A 17,478-nucleotide genomic window follows, 5' to 3' on the forward strand; every position below is an offset into this window, starting at 1 on the left:
GGGAGGACGTGGCCATGTCTGAGGGAGAACGCATGACCAGAACACGAAGCGGAGCGGCTGCAGCAGCGGTGACCATCCTGGTGGGGAGCGTGCTCGCCACGCCCGCAGCGGGTGCCGTGGCGGCCCCCGAACCCACCACGGTGGCGAAGAAGCTCGTCACACCGCTCAGCATGGTGGTCGCCGGCGACGGCACCGCCTACGTCAGCCAGAACTTCGCCGGACTGCTCACCGCGGTCGTGCCCGGCAAGAAGCCGCAGGTCGTCTTCGCGGCCGAGAAGGGCACCGAGGTCGGCGCCCTGTCCGAGGCGGGCGGCACCGTCCGCTTCGCCACCACCAAGGGCAAGGCGACCAAGCTGTGGTCGATGCGTCCGGGGAGCCGGCCGAGCAAGATCGCCGACCTGTGGAAGCACGAGCGCACGAAGAACCCCGACGGTGACCAGGCCTACGGCTTCGTCGGCCTCGACCCCGCCTGCGCTGCCCAGGTCCCGCCCGACGTGCCGGCCACCTACACGGGCATCCTCGAGTCACACCCCTACGGCTCCACGGTGCACCGCGGCACGACGTACGTCGCCGACGCCGCCGGCAACACCATCGTCGGCGTCAAGGACAACGGCAAGGTCTCGACCGTCGCGGTGCTGCCCCCGGTTCCGGTGGTCGTCACCGCCGAGGCGGCCGCCGCCAACGCGCTGCCGGCGTGCACCGTCGGCAAGACCTACAACTTCGAGCCGGTCCCGACCGACGTCGAGGTCGGCAAGGGCGGCTGGCTCTACGTCACGCTGCTGCCCGGTGGCCCCGAGGACGGCAGCACCGGTGCGCAGGGCCGGCTGGTCAAGGTGAAGGCGAAGAGCGGCAAGGTCCGCGAGGTCGCCTCCGGCTTCGCCGGCGCCACCGGGGTGGCCGTCGCCGACAACGGTGACGTCTACGTCGCCCAGCTCTTCGCCGGCCAGGTCTCGCGCGTCCGCAGCGGAAGCAGCACGGCCAAGCCGTACGCCAGCACGATGATGCCCGCCGCGGTCGAGTGGGCCGACGGGGACCTCTACGTCAGCGCCAACGTGCTGTCGGAGAAGCCCAAGGGCGTGGTGCTGCGCTACTGAGCGCTCCGGCTCCAGCCCGGCTGCTGCCGGGCGTGCGAGGTGGTCTCGACGCGCCACCACTGCCTCGCGCGCTCGGCAGCGCCGCTTGCTCGACCGGGACAGCCTCGACCGCGAGCTCGTGCCTCGCTCGCGGTCGGCCTGCCCCCAACCATCGACCAACCAGTGCGGCCTAGCGTCCGGGGCGAGTGACCCACCTCACACGCCCGGAGGCACGAATGACCAAGATCGAACTCACCGTCGACGGGGCCGCGGTCTCCGACGACGTCGAGCCGCGGATGCTGCTGGTGCAGTACCTGCGGGAGAGGCTCGGCAAGACCGGCACCGTGATCGGGTGCGACACCTCCAACTGCGGGGCGTGCACCGTCCACCTCGACGGCACGAGCGTGAAGTCGTGCAACGTGCTGGCCGTCCAGGCCGCCGGGCGCACCGTCACCACCATCGAGGGCCTCGCCGACACGGCCGAGGGCGACCTGCACCCGGTGCAGGCGGCCTTCCGCGAGTGCCACGGCCTCCAGTGCGGCTTCTGCACGCCGGGCATGATCATGCAGGCGGTCGACCTCCTCGCGGAGAACCCCGACCCCACCGAGGAGGAGGTCCGGCTCGGCATGGAGGGCAACCTCTGCCGCTGCACGGGCTACCACAACATCGTCCGGAGCGTGCTCCACGCCGCCGACGGAGCGAAGGCATGACCGCCACCCAGGCCCGCCCTGCCGCCGCCGAGATCGGCCGCGACCGCCGGCGCAAGGAGGACCAGCGCCTCATCACCGGACGTACGCGCTGGACCGACAACATCACGCTGCCCGGGATGCTCCACCTGGCGATGGTGCACAGCCCCTTCGCGCACGCCGCCATCACCTCCATCGACACCGAGGCGGCGAGGGCCTCGACCAACGTCGTCGCGGTGCTCACGGGCAAGGACTTCGGCGACGAGCTCGGCGTCTGCATCAACGCCTGGCCGATCACGCCCGACCAGAAGACACCGACCCACTCGCCCATGCCGGCCGACCGGGTCGCCTTCGCCGGTGAGGTCGTCGCCGTCGTGGTCGCGCGCACCGCCGCAGAGGCCCGCGACGCCGCCGAGCTGGTGGACGTCGAGTACGACGAGCTGCCCGCCGTGGTCGGCATCAAGAACGCCCTCCAGGACGTGGTCCTCGCCCACCCGGACCTCGGCACCAACAAGTCCGCGCTGTGGGTGCTCGACTCCGCCGAGGCCGGGACGGGGGCGGACGTGGAGGCCGCCATCGAGGCGGCCCGCGCCGACGGCATCCTCATCGAGCGGGAGTACCGCCAGCAGCGCCTCATCCCCGCCTTCATGGAGCCCCGCAGCGTGGTGGTGGACCCCACCGGCGAGCAGCTCACCATGTGGTCGGCCACGCAGATCCCGCACATCCTCCGGTTCGCCCTGGCGGCCACCACCGGCGTGCCCGAGTCCAAGATCCGGGTCATCGCCCCCGACGTCGGTGGTGGCTTCGGCGGCAAGCTGCAGACCACGCCCGAGGAGTGGATCGCCTGGGCGGTCGCCCGGCGGCTGTCGAAGCCGGTGAAGTACACCGAGACCCGCAGCGAGAGCCTGATGGCCGCGCACCACGGTCGCGACCAGGTGCAGACGCTCACGCTGGCGGCGGACCGGGACGGCAAGGTCACCGGCCTCAAGGTGCACCTCGACGCCGACCTCGGCGCCTACATCGCCGTCGTCGGTGGCGGCGTGCCCGTGCTCGGCGCCTTCATGTTCAACGCGATCTACAAGTTCCCGGCCTACCGCTTCGAGTGCCAGACCGTGCTGACCAACACCACGTTCACCGACGCCTACCGCGGCGCAGGCCGGCCCGAGGCGACGTACGCCATCGAGCGGCTGATGGACGAGCTCGCCGCCGAGGTCGGCGTCGACCCCCTGGAGATCCGCGAGCGCAACTGGATCACGCACGAGGAGTTCCCCTTCACGACCGTGGCGGGCCTGGAGTACGACTCGGGCAACTACGAGGCGGCGACGGCGAAGGCCAAGGAGTCCTTCGGCTACGACGAGCTGCGCCGCGAGCAGGCCGAGCGCCGCGAGCGCGGTGACCGGGTGCAGCTGGGGATCGGCGTCTCGACGTTCACCGAGATGTGCGGGCTAGCGCCGAGCCGGGTGCTCGGCAGCCTCGACTACGGCGCCGGCGGCTGGGAGAGCGCGAGCGTGCGGATGCTGGCCACCGGCAAGGTGGAGATCGTCACCGGCGCCAGCGCGCACGGCCAGGGCCACGAGACGGCGTTCAGCCAGATCGTGGCCGACCGGCTCGGTGTGCCCTTCGAGGACGTGGAGGTGCTGCACGGCGACACCCAGGTCGCTCCCAAGGGCCTCGACACCTACGGCTCCCGGTCCCTCGTCGTCGGTGGTGAGGCGCTGGTCAAGGCGGTCGACAAGGTCGTCGACAAGGCCAAGCACCTCGCTGCCCACCTGCTCGAGGCCAGCGAGGACGACCTCGACTACGCCGACGGGCGCTTCTCCGTCCGCGGCACCGACCAGGGCATCGCCATCCAGGAGCTGGCGACCGCGGCCTTCGCGGCGCACGACTACCCGGAGGACATGGAGCCCAACCTCGACGCCGACGCGACGTACGACCCGGTGAACTTCAACTACCCCCACGGCACGCACCTGTGCGCGATGGAGGTCGACACCGAGACCGGCGCCGTGACGATGCGCAAGTACACCTGCTGCGACGACATCGGCGTCATCATCAACCCCCTCATCGTCGCCGGACAGGTGCACGGCGGGCTGGTGCAGGGCATCGCGCAGGCCCTGTGGGAGGAGGCGGTGCACGACGAGTCGGGGACGCTGGTCAGCGGCTCGTTCGTCGACTACCTGCTGCCGACGTCGGCCGACACGATCTCCTTCGACGTGGTCCACGTCGACGACCCCAGCGTCTGCACGACCAACACCCTGGGCACGAAGGGGGTCGGCGAGGCCGGCACGATCGCGTCCACGCCGGCGGTGGTCAACGCCGTCGTCGACGCCGTCCGGCACCTCGGCGTGCGCGACATCCAGATGCCCTGCACGCCCGAGCGGGTCTGGCGGGCGATCCAGGGCTCGAAGGCCGGGGGAGCGACCGAGACACCGCCCGACGCCATGCCGCACTTCGTCGACGGCGAGCCCAACCAGCAGAGCCACGACGGAGCCATCGACCAGGACGGAGCAGGCCAGTGATCCCGGTGAAGTTCGACTACCTCGCGCCCACCTCGGTCGAGGAGGCGCTCGCCGCGCTCGGCCAGCACGGCGACGAGGCGAAGATCCTGGCCGGCGGCCAGAGCCTGCTCCCCGTGCTGCGGATGCGGCTCAACGCGCCCGAGGTGGTCATCGACCTCGGTGGCATCTCCTCGCTCCGCGGGATCCGGGACGACGGGGACGCCATCGTGATCGGAGCGATGACCACCCACCACGACGTCCGCGACCACGACCTGGTCAAGGAGCACGCGCTGCTGATCTCCAAGGCGGCCGCCGAGGTCGCGGACTCCCAGATCCGCCACCGCGGCACCTTCGGCGGCGCCCTGGCGCACGCCGACCCTGCCGGCGACCTCGGGGCCCCCGTGCTCGCGCTCGGCGCCCAGTTCGTCATCGCCGGACCGGGCGGCACGCGGACGGTGGAGGCCACGGACTTCTTCGTGGACCTGTTCGAGACCGCCATCGGCGAGGACGAGATCCTCACCGAGGTGCGCGTGCCCAAGCACACCGGCTGGGGCGCGCACTACGAGAAGTTCGTCCGGGTCGCGCACCAGTGGCCGATCGTCGCGGTCGCCGCCACCGTCAGGGGCTCGATCGACGAGGCGCGGGTGGGCCTGACCAACATGGGCTCGACACCGCTGCGGGCGAGCGCGACCGAGGCGGCGCTCGCCGGCGCGACCGCCACCGAGGACGGCGTGCGGGAGGCCGCGCAGCTGGCGGTCGAGGGCACGAACCCGCCGTCGGACCTCAACGGTGCCGCCGACTACCGCCGCCACCTCGCGCAGGTGCTGACGGCGCGAGCCGTCCTCAGGGCCGCGGGGGCCTGAGGTGGAGCTGTCCCACCGGTTCACCGTCCCGATCGGCGTCGAGGAGACCTGGGCGCACTTCAACGACATCGCCTCGGTCGCGGAGTGCTTCCCGGGGGCGGTGGTGACCGAGGCCGACGAGTCCTCGTTCGCCGGCTCGGTCAAGGTGAAGCTCGGCCCGATCGCCCTGCTCTACACCGGCTCCGGCACGTTCGTCGAGAAGGACCCCGACGCGCACCGCTTCGTCGTGGACGCCAAGGGCAAGGACAAGCGCGGCAACGGCACGGCGGGGGCGAAGGTCACCGTCTCGATGACCGACGCCGCCGGGGCGACCGACGTCTCGGTGGAGACCGACCTGGCCGTCACCGGCAAGCCGGCGCAGTTCGGCCGCGGCGTGATGCAGGACGTTTCCGACAAGCTGCTCGGCCAGTTCGTGGCGTGCCTCGAGCAGCGGCTCGCCGCTCCCGAGCCCGCGTCCGCCCCGGCGCCCGCCGCGCCCGCTGACGCCACGACCGCCGAGCCGCCGCCGGAGCCGGACGCGACGACGGTCGCGCTGGCCACCGGACCGGCCGTCGCCGCCCCGCCGGTCGCCCCGCCGGCGCCACCGCCCCCGGCCGCGGTCAGGTCGCAGCCCGAGGCGCTCGACCTGGGGAGCGCGGTCGTCCCGGTCCTGGCCAAGTCGTACTGGAGGCAGGCGTTCGCCGTCGTGGTCGGTGTCGCCCTCATGCGCCGGTGGCGCCGGAGGCGCCGGCGGTGAGCCTCCGGGCTGCCGGACGCCTGCTCAGAAGACGTTGAGCGGACGGAACTGCACGGAGATGCGGGGGCCCGCGTGGGCCACCTTGGGCACCGCGTGCTCCCAGGTGCGCTGGCACGAGCCACCCATCACGACGAGGTCGCCGTGACCCATCGTCAGCGCGATCGAGGCACCGCCGCCGCGTGGCCGCAGCAGCAGCCGGCGAGGGTCGCCCACGCTCACGATGGCCACCATGGTGTCGGCCGTGCGGCCGCGGCCGATCGTGTCGCCGTGCCAGGCCACCGAGTCGCGCCCGTCGCGGTAGTAGCAGCATCCGGCCGTCACGAACGGCTCCCGCAGCTCGGGCAGGTAGTGCGCGGTGAGGTCGGCGCGGGCCTGCGTGAGGGCGGTGTGGGGGAGCGGGTCGTCGGCGAGGTAGGTGTGGACCAGCCGCGGCACCTCGACCACGCTGTCGTACATCTCGCGGCGCTCGGAGCGCCACGGGACGCGGTCCACCAGGGCGGCGAAGACGGCGTCGGGCTCGGCGAGCCAGTTGCGCTGGACGTCGACCCAGGCTCCGCGGGAGAGCCGGCGGCGCTCGGGCGCCAGCGCCGTGGCACCGGTCGCCGCGTCGGCGAAGAGGGACGTCTGGAAGTCCACGACCATGATCGTAGCCCATCATCGAACATCCGTTCGAGTCAAGAAACGATCAAGGGTTTACCACAGACTTCGTCAATTAGGTGACTCTGGTCCAGCCCAGTCCTAGCCTGACTGCATGGACAACGCGGACCTCGTCGTGCCTCGACAGCGGGCACTCAAGCATGTCCAGGTCCGTGAGCACGTCCGCAGCCTCATCGAGGCCCAGCCCCCGGGCTCGGCCGCCCCGTCCGAGCGCGAGCTGGTCGCTCGCTTCGGCGTGGCACGGATGACCGTACGACAGGCGCTCGACGCGCTCGTCGCCGAGGGTCTCCTGGAGCGCATCCCCGGACGTGGCACGTTCGTCGCGCAGCCGCCCAAGACCGCCGGCCGACTGACCTCCTTCACCGAGGAGATCCGCCGCCGGGGCATGCTGCCGGAGTCCCAGACCCTCCTCGCCCGCGTCGAGCAGGCCGGCCCCGGGGTCGCGCGTGCGCTCGACATCTCCCCGGGCGACCCGGTGCTCCACTGGCGCCGCCTGCGCCGGGCCGACCAGGCCGTCGTCTGCGTGGAGGACGCCTACCTCAACGAGGTGCTGCTGCCGGGCTTCCTGCAGCACGGCACCCCGACGAGCCTCTACGACGCGCTGGCCACCCGCGGCCTGCGCCCCACCGAGGTCGAGGACTCGATCAGCGCCGACCGCGCCAGCGCGGAGGAGGCGTCGGTCCTCGAGATCGCCGAGGGCGACCCGGTGCTGCGCCACGCCCGCCGGGCGGTCTCGCAGGGTCGCATCGTCGAGGTCTCGCGCACCTGCTACCGCCACGACCGGTTCACCGTCTACCTCCAGCTCGCCGACCGCTGAGCCCTCGCCCGACCGGTCGGCCCTCAGCGCAGCTGGGACAGCTCGCGCTCGAGGTTGGCGCGCGCCGGCGACTCCCACAGCTCGCGGGCCTGCGGCGTGTGGAAGAGGTGCGGATTGGCGGCGAGGTCGCCGAGCACCGCCGCCCGCCCGGCCCTGAACTCGTCGTCCGGCAGGTGGGCGAAGTCGGCGCGGACGCCAGCGACGTAGGCGTCGTAGCGCTCGCGCGGCGCGGCGAGGATGGCCAGGTCGGCGTCGCTCAGCGCGCAGCCCGCCGGGTCGTCGTCGGCCGGGCGGTGGTGGACCGTCATCCGCACCAGCCGCGCGACCTCGTCGGCGGAGGCTGCTGGCAGCGCGGACTCGGCCCACTGCGCCGAGCGCTCCTCGTCGTCGTCGGCTCCGTCGTAGACGGCGTCGTGGAACCACGCCGCGAGGCCGACGACGACCTCGTCGAAGGCGGCGCCGGCCGCAGACAGCTCCTCGAGCCGGTCGAGCACCTCGGTGAGGTGGAGCAGGTCGTGGTAGCCGTCGCGGTCCCAGGCGGCCAGCAGCTCGTCGCGCAGGTCGTGCCGGTCGCCGAGCGGCCAGCGGTCGGCCAGGCTCATGCGCCGGCCGTCTGCTGCTGGAGCGTCCGGGCGTGCTCGTGCCCGGACGACATGGCCCAGCGGATGGTGCGGGTCGCGGCGGCGCCGAGCACGCGGTTGGTCACCGGCGGGACCGGCGGCAGCCGCAGCTCGCGGCGCGCGTCGGTGGGCAGCAGGCCGATCGCGGCGGTGGCCAGCGACAGGTAGCCGGGACGCGCTGCCAGCGGGAGGTCCGGGTGCAGCAGCAGGAACCGGATCGCGTCGTGGGCGGCCGGCGTGCCGCGCAGCTCCGAGCCGTAGGCCGCCAGCATCCGGCGCAGCTCGTCCTCGGTCTGCGGCGGGTCGATGACGCCGAGGTGACCGGCCGCGACGCCGGTCTGGGCGACGTACTCGTCGCGCTCGGGCCCCACGAGCCGACGCTGTCCGTAGCGGTCGTGGGCGGCGAGGAAGCTGTCGATCTCCGCGACGTGGACCCAGCCGAGCAGGTGCGGGTCGTTGGCGGCGTACGGCGTCCCGTCGGGCATCGTGCCGGTGACCGACTCGTGGGCGCGCTGCACGGCGCGGATGACCTGCAGCGCGTCGCGCTCGGTGCCGAAGGTCGTCATCGCGAGGTAGGTGGAGACCTGCGCGAGCCGCCCCCACATGTCGCCCTTGTAGCCGGAGTGGTCGGCCACCCCCTGCATCGCGGCGGGGTGCAGCGACTGCAGCATGAGGGCGCGGAGGCCGCCGACGAACATGGAGGCGTCGCCGTGGACCCGGGCGATGGGGGAGTCGGGAGCGAACCACCGCGGTCCGGGCGTCCCGTGCACGCGCTCGCGCGCCCGGTCGCCATCGGGTCCGGCCACCTTGCGGAAGAGCTCTGCGCCGATGCGCTCGCGGAGGGTCACACGATCGAATCTAGCCAAGGCTCCACAAACCTTGGCCGACGAGGCGCCGCCCGTCGACCCCCTGCGCCGGTGTGACCGAGGCGACCTTTGACTTCGAGTACTCGAAGTTCCTACGGTCGATGACATGACCACGAGCGCTGCACCCCGCAGCTGTTCCATCAAGGAGGCGGCCGCCCTCACCGGGCTGCCGGCGAGCACGCTGCGCTACTACGAGCAGATCGGCGTCATCGCGCCGGTCAGCCGGGGCGCCACCAGCGGACACCGCGTCTACGACGAGGACGACCTCGACCAGCTGATGTCCGTCGCCTGCCTGGCCGCCACCGGCATGTCGGTGGGGGACATGCGGGCCTACGTCGCCAACGGCCGGCGCGGGTCCTCCGCGGCGGCCGACCAGCGCGAGCTGCTCGAGCAGCAGCAGCGCCACCTCGCCGTCGAGGCGGAGCGGCTGGTCCTGCGCCGTCGCTACGTCGACCTCAAGATCGCCTACTGGCGCTCGGTGGAGGACGGCGACGTGTCCCGGACCCGGCAGCTCTCGGCCGAGGCGCTCGCGCTCGCCGAGGAGCTGCGCTCGGTCACGCACGACTAGGTCCGGTCCCGGACCACATCCACACATCCCCCGAGGAAACGGAAGACTTCAGCATGCGCGTCAACGCCTACGCAGCACCCTCCGCCGGCGAGCCCCTCGCCGCGACCACCATCGAGCGCCGCGACGTCGGCGCCCGGGACGTGCTCATCGAGATCGAGTACGCCGGCATCTGCCACTCCGACATCCACACCGTCAACGGCGACTGGGGACCGCAGCCCTTCCCCGTCGTGCCGGGCCACGAGATCGTGGGCCGCGTCACCGAGGTCGGCGCCGAGGTGACCCGGCACCGCGTCGGCGACCGCGTCGGCGTCGGCTGCATGGTCGGCTCGTGCGGCGAGTGCGACAGCTGCCGGCGCGGCGACGAGCAGTACTGCGCCCGCGGCATGGTCGGGACGTACGCCGCCACCGACCGCGACGGCACGACCACCCAGGGCGGCTACTCCACCCACGTCGTCGTCGACGCCGACTTCGTGCTGTCGGTCCCCGAGGGGATGGACCCGGCCGCGACGGCACCCCTGCTGTGCGCCGGCATCACGATGTACGCCCCGCTCCGCCGCTGGGGCGCGGGCGCGGGCAAGAAGGTCGCGATCGTCGGTCTCGGTGGCCTCGGCCACATGGGCGTGAAGATCGCCCACGCCCTCGGCGCGGAGGTCACCGTGCTCTCGCAGTCGCTGAAGAAGCAGGAGGACGGCCTCCGGCTCGGTGCCGACCACTACTTCGCGACGTCCGACCCCGGCACGTTCGACGCGCTCGCCGGGAGCTTCGACCTCATCGTCAACACCGTCAGCGCAGCCGTCGACGTCAACGCCTACCTCGGCCTGCTGGCCGTCGACGGCACCCTCGTCAACGTGGGGGCGCCGCCGGAGCCGCTGCCGGTCAACGCCATGGCGCTCATCAGCGGGCGCCGCTCGTTCGCCGGCTCCATGATCGGCGGCATCGCGCTGACCCAGGAGATGCTCGACTTCTGCGCCGAGCACGGCATCGTCTCCGAGGTCGAGGTGATCCGCGCCGACGAGGTCAACGAGGCCTACGAGCGGGTCCTGGCCTCCGACGTGCGCTACCGCTTCGTCATCGACACCAGCACGCTGGGCTGAGGACGGAGCACCGAGGCCGGTCGCCTCAGCGCTCGAGGTGCACCGTGGCCAGTCCCGTGAGGGCCGACAGGGCCAGGGGACGGGCCACGAGCGAGGTGGCGACCGGCCAGCGTCGGCGGGCCAGCGTCAGGGCGGCTCCGGCGTAGATGGACAGGCACCACGGGCAGTTGAGGAGGTAGGTGATCTTCGACTGCTCCGGGGTGCCGTGCCGGGCCTCGACCGCCTCGCGCGCCGGCTCGGTGATGCGGTCGTCGCGCACCAGCTTCACCAGGCGGTACGTCGCCAGCCCGTCGACGAGGAGCGCCAGCGGCACCTCGGTCCGGTCCTTCGTCCTCATCGTGCTACCACCTGTCTCGCGTCGGGAGGCTTCCGTACCCCGTCGGCGGACGCTCACGCGCGCGATCAGGCGTCGGCCGACAGGTCCCCCGCGTCGATGATCCGGTAGGCGTAGCCCTGCTCGGCCAGGAACCGCTGCCGGTTCTGCGCAAAGTCCGCGTCGACGGTGTCGCGCGAGACGATCGTGTAGAAGTGGGCGCTGCGCCCCTCGGTCTTGGGACGCAGGAGGCGGCCCAGCCGCTGCGCCTCCTCCTGGCGTGACCCGAACGAGCCGCTCACCTGGATGGCCACCTCCGCCGAGGGCAGGTCGATCGAGAAGTTGGCCACCTTGCTGACCACCAGCAGGCCGACCTCGCCGGAGCGGAAGGCGTTGAAGAGGCGCTGGCGCTCCTTGACCGGGGTCTCGCCCTTGATCACCGGGGCGTCGAGGAGCTCGGCGATCTCGTCGAGCTGGTCGATGTACTGCCCGATCACCAGCGTCGGCTGGCCGGCGTGCTGGCGCACGAGGTCGCGCACCACGTCGATCTTGGCGTGCGTGCACGAGGCCAGCCGGTAGCGGGTGTCGGGGTCGCTGGTGGCGTAGGCCAGCCGCTCGCCGTCCGGAAGGGTGACGCGCACCTCCACGCAGTCGGCCGGGGCGATGTAGCCCTGCGCCTCGATGTCCTTCCACGGCGCGTCGTAGCGCTTCGGCCCGATGAGCGAGAAGACCTCGCCCTCGCGGCCGTCCTCGCGGACCAGGGTGGCGGTCAGCCCGAGCCGGCGGCGGGCCTGGAGGTCGGCGGTCATCCGGAAGATCGGCGCCGGCAGCAGGTGCACCTCGTCGTAGACGATGAGGCCCCAGTCGCGGGCGTCGAGGAGCTCGAGGTGCGGGTAGACGCCCTTCCGCTTGGTCGTCAGCACCTGGTAGGTCGCGATCGTGACCGGGCGGATCTCCTTGACGGCGCCGGAGTACTCGCCGATCTCGTCGGCGGTCAGCGACGTGCGCGCGACGAGCTCGTCCTTCCACTGCCGGGCGCTGACGGTGTTGGTGACGAGGATGAGGGTCGTGGCCTGCGCGTGGGCCATCGAGGCGGCGCCCACGAGCGTCTTGCCGGCGCCGCACGGCAGCACGACGACGCCGGAGCCGCCGTCCCAGAACGACTCGGCCGCCTCGCGCTGGTAGGGGCGCAGGGTCCAGCCCTCCTCGGCCAGGTCGATCGCGTGGGCCTCGCCGTCGACGTAGCCGGCGAAGTCCTCGGCCGGCCAGCCGAGCTTGAGCAGGGCCTGCTTGAGGTTGCCGCGCTCGCTGGGGTGCACCGCGACGCTGTCGTCGTCGATGCGGGCGCCGACCATGCCGGCGACCTTCTTGGCGCGCAGCACCTCCTCGAGGACCGGGCGGTCGACCGACGACAGCACGAGCCCGTGCACGGGGTGCTTCTCCAGGCGCAGCCGGCCGTAGCGGCCCATGGTCTCGGCGACGTCGACGAGCAGCGCGTGCGGGACGGCGTAGCGCGACCAGGTCAGGAGGGCGTCGACGACCTGCTCGGCGTCGTGGCCGGCGGCACGGGCGTTCCACAGGCCCAGCGGCGTCAGGCGGTAGGTGTGGATGTGCTCGGGCGAGCGCTCGAGCTCGGCGAAGGGCGCGATCGCCTTGCGAGCCTCGGCCGCCGACGGGTGGTCGACCTCGAGCAGGAGCGTCTTGTCCGACTGGACGATGAGGGGACCGTCGTTCACCCGCCAATCCTACGGACGACCCTGTGGCGACGGGCCCGCGTCCGCGCTCAGCTGGCCGAGGCGGCCTTCTGCCGGGCACGGAACGCGGCCACGTTGGCCCGCGACGAGCACCGGTCGGAGCAGTAGCGACGCGACTGGTTGGGGGAGGTGTCGACGAAGACGTGGTCGCAGCGGACCTCCGAGCAGGTGCCGAGCCGGGTCGCGCCGAGGTCGCAGACCAGGTTGGCCAGCCCCATCAGGGCCTCGCCGACGAGCAGCTCGGACACCGACGCCGCCTTGTTGGCCACGTGCATGTGCAGGTTGGCCGGGTCGTGGTCGGAGATCATCGGGGTGACGGGGTGCGCGGCCAGCAGGTCGTTGAGCAGGCTCACCACGAGGGGGACGTCGTCGGCGTCGGAGGCCTCGAAGACCTGTCGCAGCCGGGACTGGAAGTCCTGGAGCGAGGCCACGTCGGCCGGCACCAGCGAGCGGTGCAGCCAGGACCGGTCCGCGAGGTGCTCACGCAGGGCTGCCTCGTCGGGCAGCTCGGCGTTGACGAGCGCGGCGGAGCGCTCGGCGTAGCGGATGAAGTCCATCCCACCACTCTACGGAGCGGGCGGGAGGCGCCGAACGATCGACCTAGGCGCGACGGACGCCCGTGATGCGGTGCACCGCGAACTCGCGTACGTCGTCCGCGCGGTGGTCGAAGGCCGAGAGCCGGCCGCCGTCGAGCCGGCGCGGGTCCACGACGCGCTCGCCCGTCGCGCCGTGGTTGTCGACGTAGCCGATGACCACCGTGCTGCCGGCCTCGATCGCCTCCCGCAGCGCGGCCAGGGCGCCCGACGGCGTGGTGGTCTCGGTGGTGGCGGGGCGCGAGGCCCCGGCCCGGTCGCCGGCGCGGATCGCGGTGGCCACGGCCTGGGCCTGGGCGACCTGCCGCGCGTGGACCGCACCGGCCGGACGCCGACCCCGACGGGTGCGGGCGCGGTGGAGGTCCGGGCGGCTGACCCGGACGGTCCCGTCGGCCGCCTCGACGACCGGGGCGGCACCGAGCTCGCGCAGCCGCGGCAGCAGCACGTCGAGGGGCGAGGTGGCGATCGCGACCGTGGGCGCCAGCAGGCGCAGGCCCAGCGACCGTGCCCGCGCGTCGTGCACGAGGGCGGCGAGCGCCGCCTCGTCGTCGGCGCGCAGGAACGCCTCGGCGTGGCCGACCCGGACACTGCCGAAGGTGCGGGCGACGTCGTCGACGAGGAAGTCCAGCGGCTGCGGCACCGGCGTCTGGGACACCGACGCCAGGAAGTCGCGGACCTCGAGGGCGGACCAGCCGGCGTCGAAGCCGCGCCGCAGCGACCCGGAGGTGAACCGGTAGACGGTGGCACCGCCGCGCGACTCGACGTCCGCGAGCAGGTGCAGCCGGCGCGCGACCTCCGTCTCGAGCGGCCCGGGCGCCACCGCGGTGAGGTCGGCCTGCAGCAGGACGTGGTCGACGGGCCGTGGCAGGTGGGGCGCGATCGTGGCGGCGGCTCCGGCCAGGTCCCCCTCCGCGACGAGCCGGCCGCTCGGGGGGAGGGCGCCGGCGCCGCTGACGCCGAGGGCCGCCGACTCGGTCAGCGCCGCGGTCACCAGGTCGGTGAACACCGCGGGTCGGCGCGGCCGCAGCCAGCCGACGCGCTGCACGAGCGAGGCGATCCCGGTGCCGGCCGCCAGCACCTCGCCGTCGGGGACCTCGGCGAGGACCCGCAGGGCCAGCCGCCGCGCCTCCTCTGCGAGCCCGCTCGACAGCTCGGGCGCCAGAGCGTTCCACGACTTGCCGGCGGCGTCGCGGGACCCGACCAGGGAGGGGACGCGGCTGCTGTCGAGCCACCCGCCCACCAGCCGCGCCCACCGCTCCGCGATGGGCAGCGTCGACCACACGTCGAACTCGTCGGTGGGCAGCCAGGACGGCGTCCCGTCCGCGACGGCGGCCTCGGCCACCAGGCCGGCCGACAGCGCGACCTCCACGAGGAGCGCCGCGCCGGCCTCGTCGACGTGGAGCTCGCGGGCGACCGACTTGAGGTCGCGGACCGCGAGCCCGCCGCTGCGCAGCACGCTCGGCGGCGCGACCCCCCAGCCGTCGAGCAGCAGCTCCACCCGGCGTACGACGTCGAAGGCCGCGCCGGCCGCGCTGCGGGCGACCAGCGCGGCGTCGCGCGTGGAGCTGGCCAGCGCTGGCACGTCGTCGACGGGATCGGCGGTCGTCCGGCCGCCGCGCAGCGCGAGCCCCACCTCGCCGGGCAGCACGACCGTGTCGCCGTCGCGCGGCACCAGCAGCCGCCGGCTGATCAGCTCCTCGGCGGGCGACCGGGCCTCGTCGGGCGACACGGTGCGCCGGGCCGACCCCGTCGTGCCCTCGCCGCCGTGCGCGTCGACGTGGCGCAGCATCGCCGCGGCCGCCGGGCTCAGCTCGGCCAGGCGGGCCTCCACCTCGGCCGGCGGCGCCGGCTCGGGACTCGCCGGCCGGAGCCCGCTCGTGACCCCCGGCATGCCGCGCATCGCGTCGGCCACGGCGGTCAGGGCCCGCACCCCGCCGGAGCCCTCCCAGGCCAGGGCGAGGTCGAGCAGCCGCTGCAGCGCGGCCCTCGTCCGGGCCGGGTCCGCGTGGACGATCGAGATCAGCTGCTCCGAGGTGGTTTGGCCCGCCACGAGGAGGGCATCAAGCACGGAGAGCTCCAGGCGGTCCAGGCCGTCCAGGGCGCGGTGGATCGACGAACGAGTGGCGGCCCGCGAGGCCAGCTGTGAGGAATCCTGAGGGGCGGGTGTGGCGAGATCCGGACGGGCCCTGAGCAGCGCGAGGAGCCGCTCGTCCGACCAGCTGCGGAGCTGGTCGGCGAACGTGCGCGCGGGTGTCGTCGACGCTGGGCTGGACATCCCTCTTACGCTACTCGCCGGGTCGGCACCACCGCCCCCACATCTCGACACGGGCGAAGAGGGCCGGGCATGAAGAACGTCGATCTGCACCACGGGGCCTCGACCGACGTCGGGCTGGTCCGCAAGGTCAACGAGGACTCGTTCCTCGTGGCGCCTCCGGTGTTCGCCGTCGCCGACGGCATGGGCGGCCACTCCGGCGGCGACGTCGCCAGCCAGATGGCGGTCGAGGAGTTCCAGCGCCTCGCCGAGGACTACGACCCCGCGCGGGGCGCGGAGCAGGTCGCCGCCGCCTTCGCCCGCGCCCAGGCGCGCATCGTCGACTACGGAGAGGCCCACCGGGCCCTCCAGCCCGGCTGGCACGCCGGCACCACCGCCGTCGTGGCCGTGCTGGTCGACGACCACGGCGTGGCCAAGTGGCTCCTGGCCAACCTCGGCGACTCACGGATCTACCGGATCACCGAGGGCCGCCTCGAGCAGGTCAGCGTCGACCACTCCGTGGTGCAGGAGCTCGTCGACTCCGGCCGGATCACCCCCGAGGAGGCCGCCACCCACCCCGAGCGGCACGTCATCACCCGCGCCCTCGGCAGTCCCGAGGGCATCGACCCCGACTTCTTCCTGCTGCCGCTCGGCTCGGTCGAGCGACTCCTGCTGTGCAGCGACGGCGTGACCGGGATGATCGAGGACGAGGAGATCGAGCAGATCCTCGAGTCCGTCGCCGACCCCCGCGACGCGGCCGACCAGCTGGTGCGGGCCGCGGTGGCGGCCGGAGGTCGTGACAACGCCACGGCGGTCGTCGTCGATGTGGTGGGATTGGTGAAGGACGCGACCTACGACTCGCAGCGCCAGCTGGAGAGTCTCGAATCCAAGCTGGGGGGACGACTGTGAGCACAGAGGCCAGGTTCGCGACGGGGGACTGGTACGCCGTCGTGGGCGAGCGCGTCACGGTGCTCCTGCCCGGCAGCCGGCGCGACCGCGTCGCCGGGCTGTGGGACCTCGCCGACTCCGGTGCCGACGCCGACGCCGTCCTCGACGCGCTGCTCGCCGGCGGCCTCTCCTCGCTCGACCACTTCGCGCTCGTCGCCCACAGCGACGACTCCACCCGGCTCATCGTGCGGGGCGCCCCCTCCGCCGCCGTCTCGACCACGGCCGGCGACGACGTCGTCACCGCGGCCGCGGGCACGACCTGGGCCGAGCGGCTGGTCACCGGCGTGACCAGCCTCCGCGTGACGCTCACCGGCGACGGTCCCGCGGACCACGTGCTCACGCCCGGCCTCGCCCGCGTCTCCGTGGTCGAGTTCGGTGAGCCGGCCCACCGCGCGCCCGCCGCTCCCGCGTCCCCGGCCGCCCCCGCCGTGTCCGAGGCTCCGGCCGAGCAGTCCGACCTCGCCCCGGCCGCCGAGGACGGACCGGCCACCGAGGCCATGCCCGTCCTCGCGCCGGTCCTCGCGCCCGTCGCCGCCCCCGTCCCCGCGCAGGCTCCCGCCCCGGCGCCCTTCGTCGCCGAGGCCGAGCCCGTCGCGGCACCACCGCTCACCTTCGGCCGGCCCGAGGACGACCCGACGCCCACCGGCGAGACGCCAGCCGTCCCGGCCGAGCAGCCGGAGTGGCCCGACCTCGACGGCCAGACCCAGGCCGGACCACCGGCCGCGGCATTCGACCGTCCGCCCATCCCCGGGCAGGAGATCGCCCCCGAGGTGGTCGCCGACCCGGTGGCGTCGCTGGTCTTCTCCACCGGCGACGTCGTCGCCGTCGACCGCACGGTGCTCGTCGGGCGTGCCCCCGAGGCGCGACGCTTCGCCTCGCACGACCAGCCCCACGTCGTGACGGTGCCGAGCCCGCACCAGGAGATCTCCTCCACCCACCTCGAGATCCGCCCGGGCGCGGGCGCCGACCACGGGTCGGCCATCGCGACCGACCTCGGCTCGACCAACGGCACGGTGCTGGCCCAGCCGGGCCTCGACGCCGAGGAGCTCAAGCCCGGCATCGCGGTGAGCCTGATCCCCGGCGCGGTCCTCGACCTCGGCGACGGCGTCACGATCCAGGTCACCAACCCCTGAGCGACACCGCC

17 protein-coding genes are annotated in these 17,478 nt (G+C 73.4%); 10 read left to right on the forward strand and 7 right to left on the reverse strand.

Features of this window, described 5'->3' with window-relative positions:
* Positions 1–32: 32 nt before the first annotated feature.
* The 5 genes from HN031_RS10925 to HN031_RS10945 all read left to right on the forward strand — a co-directional run bounded on the left by HN031_RS10925 (position 33) and on the right by HN031_RS10945 (position 5,853).
* The gene (locus tag HN031_RS10925) at positions 33–1,094 is read left to right on the forward strand and encodes a ScyD/ScyE family protein (RefSeq protein ID WP_172269791.1); all 1,062 of its coding nucleotides are present in this window, start codon (positions 33–35) and stop codon (positions 1,092–1,094) included.
* A 215-nt stretch (positions 1,095–1,309) separates the two neighbouring features.
* Positions 1,310–1,783 (forward strand): (2Fe-2S)-binding protein, encoded by a 474-nt coding sequence (locus HN031_RS10930; protein WP_172269793.1) that lies wholly within the window; start codon positions 1,310–1,312, stop codon positions 1,781–1,783.
* Positions 1,780–4,275, forward strand: a complete 2,496-nt coding sequence (locus HN031_RS10935) for a xanthine dehydrogenase family protein molybdopterin-binding subunit (RefSeq protein ID WP_172269795.1) — start codon at positions 1,780–1,782, stop codon at positions 4,273–4,275. The genes HN031_RS10930 and HN031_RS10935 overlap by 4 nt, the downstream gene beginning before the upstream one ends.
* 5 nt (positions 4,276–4,280) lie before the next feature.
* Entirely contained in the window at positions 4,281–5,117 is an 837-nt protein-coding gene (locus tag HN031_RS22010) for a xanthine dehydrogenase family protein subunit M (protein ID WP_216652485.1), read from the forward strand.
* Position 5,118: 1 nt separating this feature from the next.
* The gene (locus tag HN031_RS10945; RefSeq protein WP_172269799.1) at positions 5,119–5,853 is read left to right on the forward strand and encodes an SRPBCC domain-containing protein; all 735 of its coding nucleotides are present in this window, start codon (positions 5,119–5,121) and stop codon (positions 5,851–5,853) included.
* A gap of 24 nt (positions 5,854–5,877) precedes the next feature.
* On the opposite strand, the gene HN031_RS10950 is transcribed toward HN031_RS10945, so the two are convergent.
* On the reverse strand, positions 5,878–6,438 hold the full coding sequence (locus HN031_RS10950; protein WP_253943369.1) for an alpha-ketoglutarate-dependent dioxygenase AlkB: 561 nt from the start codon (positions 6,436–6,438) through the stop codon (positions 5,878–5,880).
* Between the two features lie 166 nt (positions 6,439–6,604).
* Here HN031_RS10950 and HN031_RS10955 point away from each other — a divergent pair, with 166 nt between their 5' ends.
* On the forward strand, positions 6,605–7,327 hold the full coding sequence (locus tag HN031_RS10955; protein ID WP_172269803.1) for a GntR family transcriptional regulator: 723 nt from the start codon (positions 6,605–6,607) through the stop codon (positions 7,325–7,327).
* Positions 7,328–7,350: 23 nt separating this feature from the next.
* Here the strand turns inward: HN031_RS10955 and HN031_RS10960 are convergent, their stop codons facing one another.
* On the reverse strand, positions 7,351–7,929 hold the full coding sequence (locus HN031_RS10960) for a hypothetical protein (protein WP_172269805.1): 579 nt from the start codon (positions 7,927–7,929) through the stop codon (positions 7,351–7,353).
* Complete coding sequence (locus HN031_RS10965; protein WP_322921118.1) at positions 7,926–8,795, reverse strand: oxygenase MpaB family protein; 870 nt, start codon at positions 8,793–8,795, stop codon at positions 7,926–7,928. The genes HN031_RS10960 and HN031_RS10965 overlap by 4 nt, the downstream gene beginning before the upstream one ends.
* Before the next feature lie 124 nt (positions 8,796–8,919).
* Here HN031_RS10965 and HN031_RS10970 point away from each other — a divergent pair, with 124 nt between their 5' ends.
* Together HN031_RS10970 and HN031_RS10975 are read left to right on the forward strand one after the other, a co-directional pair.
* On the forward strand, positions 8,920–9,381 hold the full coding sequence (locus tag HN031_RS10970; RefSeq protein WP_172269809.1) for a MerR family transcriptional regulator: 462 nt from the start codon (positions 8,920–8,922) through the stop codon (positions 9,379–9,381).
* 53 nt (positions 9,382–9,434) lie between these two features.
* A complete protein-coding gene (locus HN031_RS10975; protein ID WP_172269811.1) occupies positions 9,435–10,475 on the forward strand; it encodes an NAD(P)-dependent alcohol dehydrogenase in 1,041 nt (346 codons plus the stop codon).
* A 25-nt stretch (positions 10,476–10,500) separates the two neighbouring features.
* Here the strand turns inward: HN031_RS10975 and HN031_RS10980 are convergent, their stop codons facing one another.
* From HN031_RS10980 to HN031_RS10995, 4 genes are all read right to left on the reverse strand, one after another.
* Positions 10,501–10,812, reverse strand: a complete 312-nt coding sequence (locus HN031_RS10980) for a DUF1360 domain-containing protein (protein WP_172269812.1) — start codon at positions 10,810–10,812, stop codon at positions 10,501–10,503.
* A gap of 65 nt (positions 10,813–10,877) precedes the next feature.
* Complete coding sequence (locus tag HN031_RS10985) at positions 10,878–12,524, reverse strand: DNA repair helicase XPB (RefSeq protein ID WP_172269814.1); 1,647 nt, start codon at positions 12,522–12,524, stop codon at positions 10,878–10,880.
* A 47-nt stretch (positions 12,525–12,571) separates the two neighbouring features.
* The gene (locus HN031_RS10990) at positions 12,572–13,099 is read right to left on the reverse strand and encodes a CGNR zinc finger domain-containing protein (protein ID WP_172269816.1); all 528 of its coding nucleotides are present in this window, start codon (positions 13,097–13,099) and stop codon (positions 12,572–12,574) included.
* Between the two features lie 43 nt (positions 13,100–13,142).
* The gene (locus tag HN031_RS10995; protein ID WP_172269818.1) at positions 13,143–15,410 is read right to left on the reverse strand and encodes a helicase C-terminal domain-containing protein; all 2,268 of its coding nucleotides are present in this window, start codon (positions 15,408–15,410) and stop codon (positions 13,143–13,145) included.
* A gap of 69 nt (positions 15,411–15,479) precedes the next feature.
* Between HN031_RS10995 and HN031_RS11000 the strand changes: the two genes are divergently transcribed.
* Both HN031_RS11000 and HN031_RS11005 read left to right on the forward strand, forming a co-directional pair.
* Positions 15,480–16,295, forward strand: a complete 816-nt coding sequence (locus HN031_RS11000) for a protein phosphatase 2C domain-containing protein (protein ID WP_172269821.1) — start codon at positions 15,480–15,482, stop codon at positions 16,293–16,295.
* A complete protein-coding gene (locus tag HN031_RS11005) occupies positions 16,292–17,467 on the forward strand; it encodes an FHA domain-containing protein (protein WP_172269823.1) in 1,176 nt (391 codons plus the stop codon). The genes HN031_RS11000 and HN031_RS11005 overlap by 4 nt, the downstream gene beginning before the upstream one ends.
* The last annotated feature ends 11 nt before the right edge of the window (positions 17,468–17,478 follow it).

This window comes from Nocardioides sp. zg-1308, assembly GCF_013155375.1.
GTDB classification, from domain to species: Bacteria; Actinomycetota; Actinomycetes; order Propionibacteriales; family Nocardioidaceae; genus Nocardioides; species Nocardioides renjunii.

Excerpts from the sequence above, each read along its gene's own strand:
- HN031_RS10925 (WP_172269791.1), top strand. The coding sequence starts at position 33 with ATGACCAGAACACGAAGCGGAGCGGCTGCAGCAGCGGTGACCATCCTG.
- HN031_RS10930 (WP_172269793.1), top strand. The coding sequence starts at position 1,310 with ATGACCAAGATCGAACTCACCGTCGACGGGGCCGCGGTCTCCGACGAC.
- HN031_RS10935 (WP_172269795.1), top strand. The coding sequence starts at position 1,780 with ATGACCGCCACCCAGGCCCGCCCTGCCGCCGCCGAGATCGGCCGCGAC.
- HN031_RS10955 (WP_172269803.1), top strand. The coding sequence starts at position 6,605 with ATGGACAACGCGGACCTCGTCGTGCCTCGACAGCGGGCACTCAAGCAT.
- HN031_RS10960 (WP_172269805.1), bottom strand. The coding sequence starts at position 7,929 with ATGAGCCTGGCCGACCGCTGGCCGCTCGGCGACCGGCACGACCTGCGC.
- HN031_RS10970 (WP_172269809.1), top strand. The coding sequence starts at position 8,920 with ATGACCACGAGCGCTGCACCCCGCAGCTGTTCCATCAAGGAGGCGGCC.
- HN031_RS10975 (WP_172269811.1), top strand. The coding sequence starts at position 9,435 with ATGCGCGTCAACGCCTACGCAGCACCCTCCGCCGGCGAGCCCCTCGCC.
- HN031_RS10980 (WP_172269812.1), bottom strand. The coding sequence starts at position 10,812 with ATGAGGACGAAGGACCGGACCGAGGTGCCGCTGGCGCTCCTCGTCGAC.
- HN031_RS10990 (WP_172269816.1), bottom strand. The coding sequence starts at position 13,099 with ATGGACTTCATCCGCTACGCCGAGCGCTCCGCCGCGCTCGTCAACGCC.
- HN031_RS10995 (WP_172269818.1), bottom strand. The coding sequence starts at position 15,410 with ATGTCCAGCCCAGCGTCGACGACACCCGCGCGCACGTTCGCCGACCAG.
- HN031_RS11000 (WP_172269821.1), top strand. The coding sequence starts at position 15,480 with ATGAAGAACGTCGATCTGCACCACGGGGCCTCGACCGACGTCGGGCTG.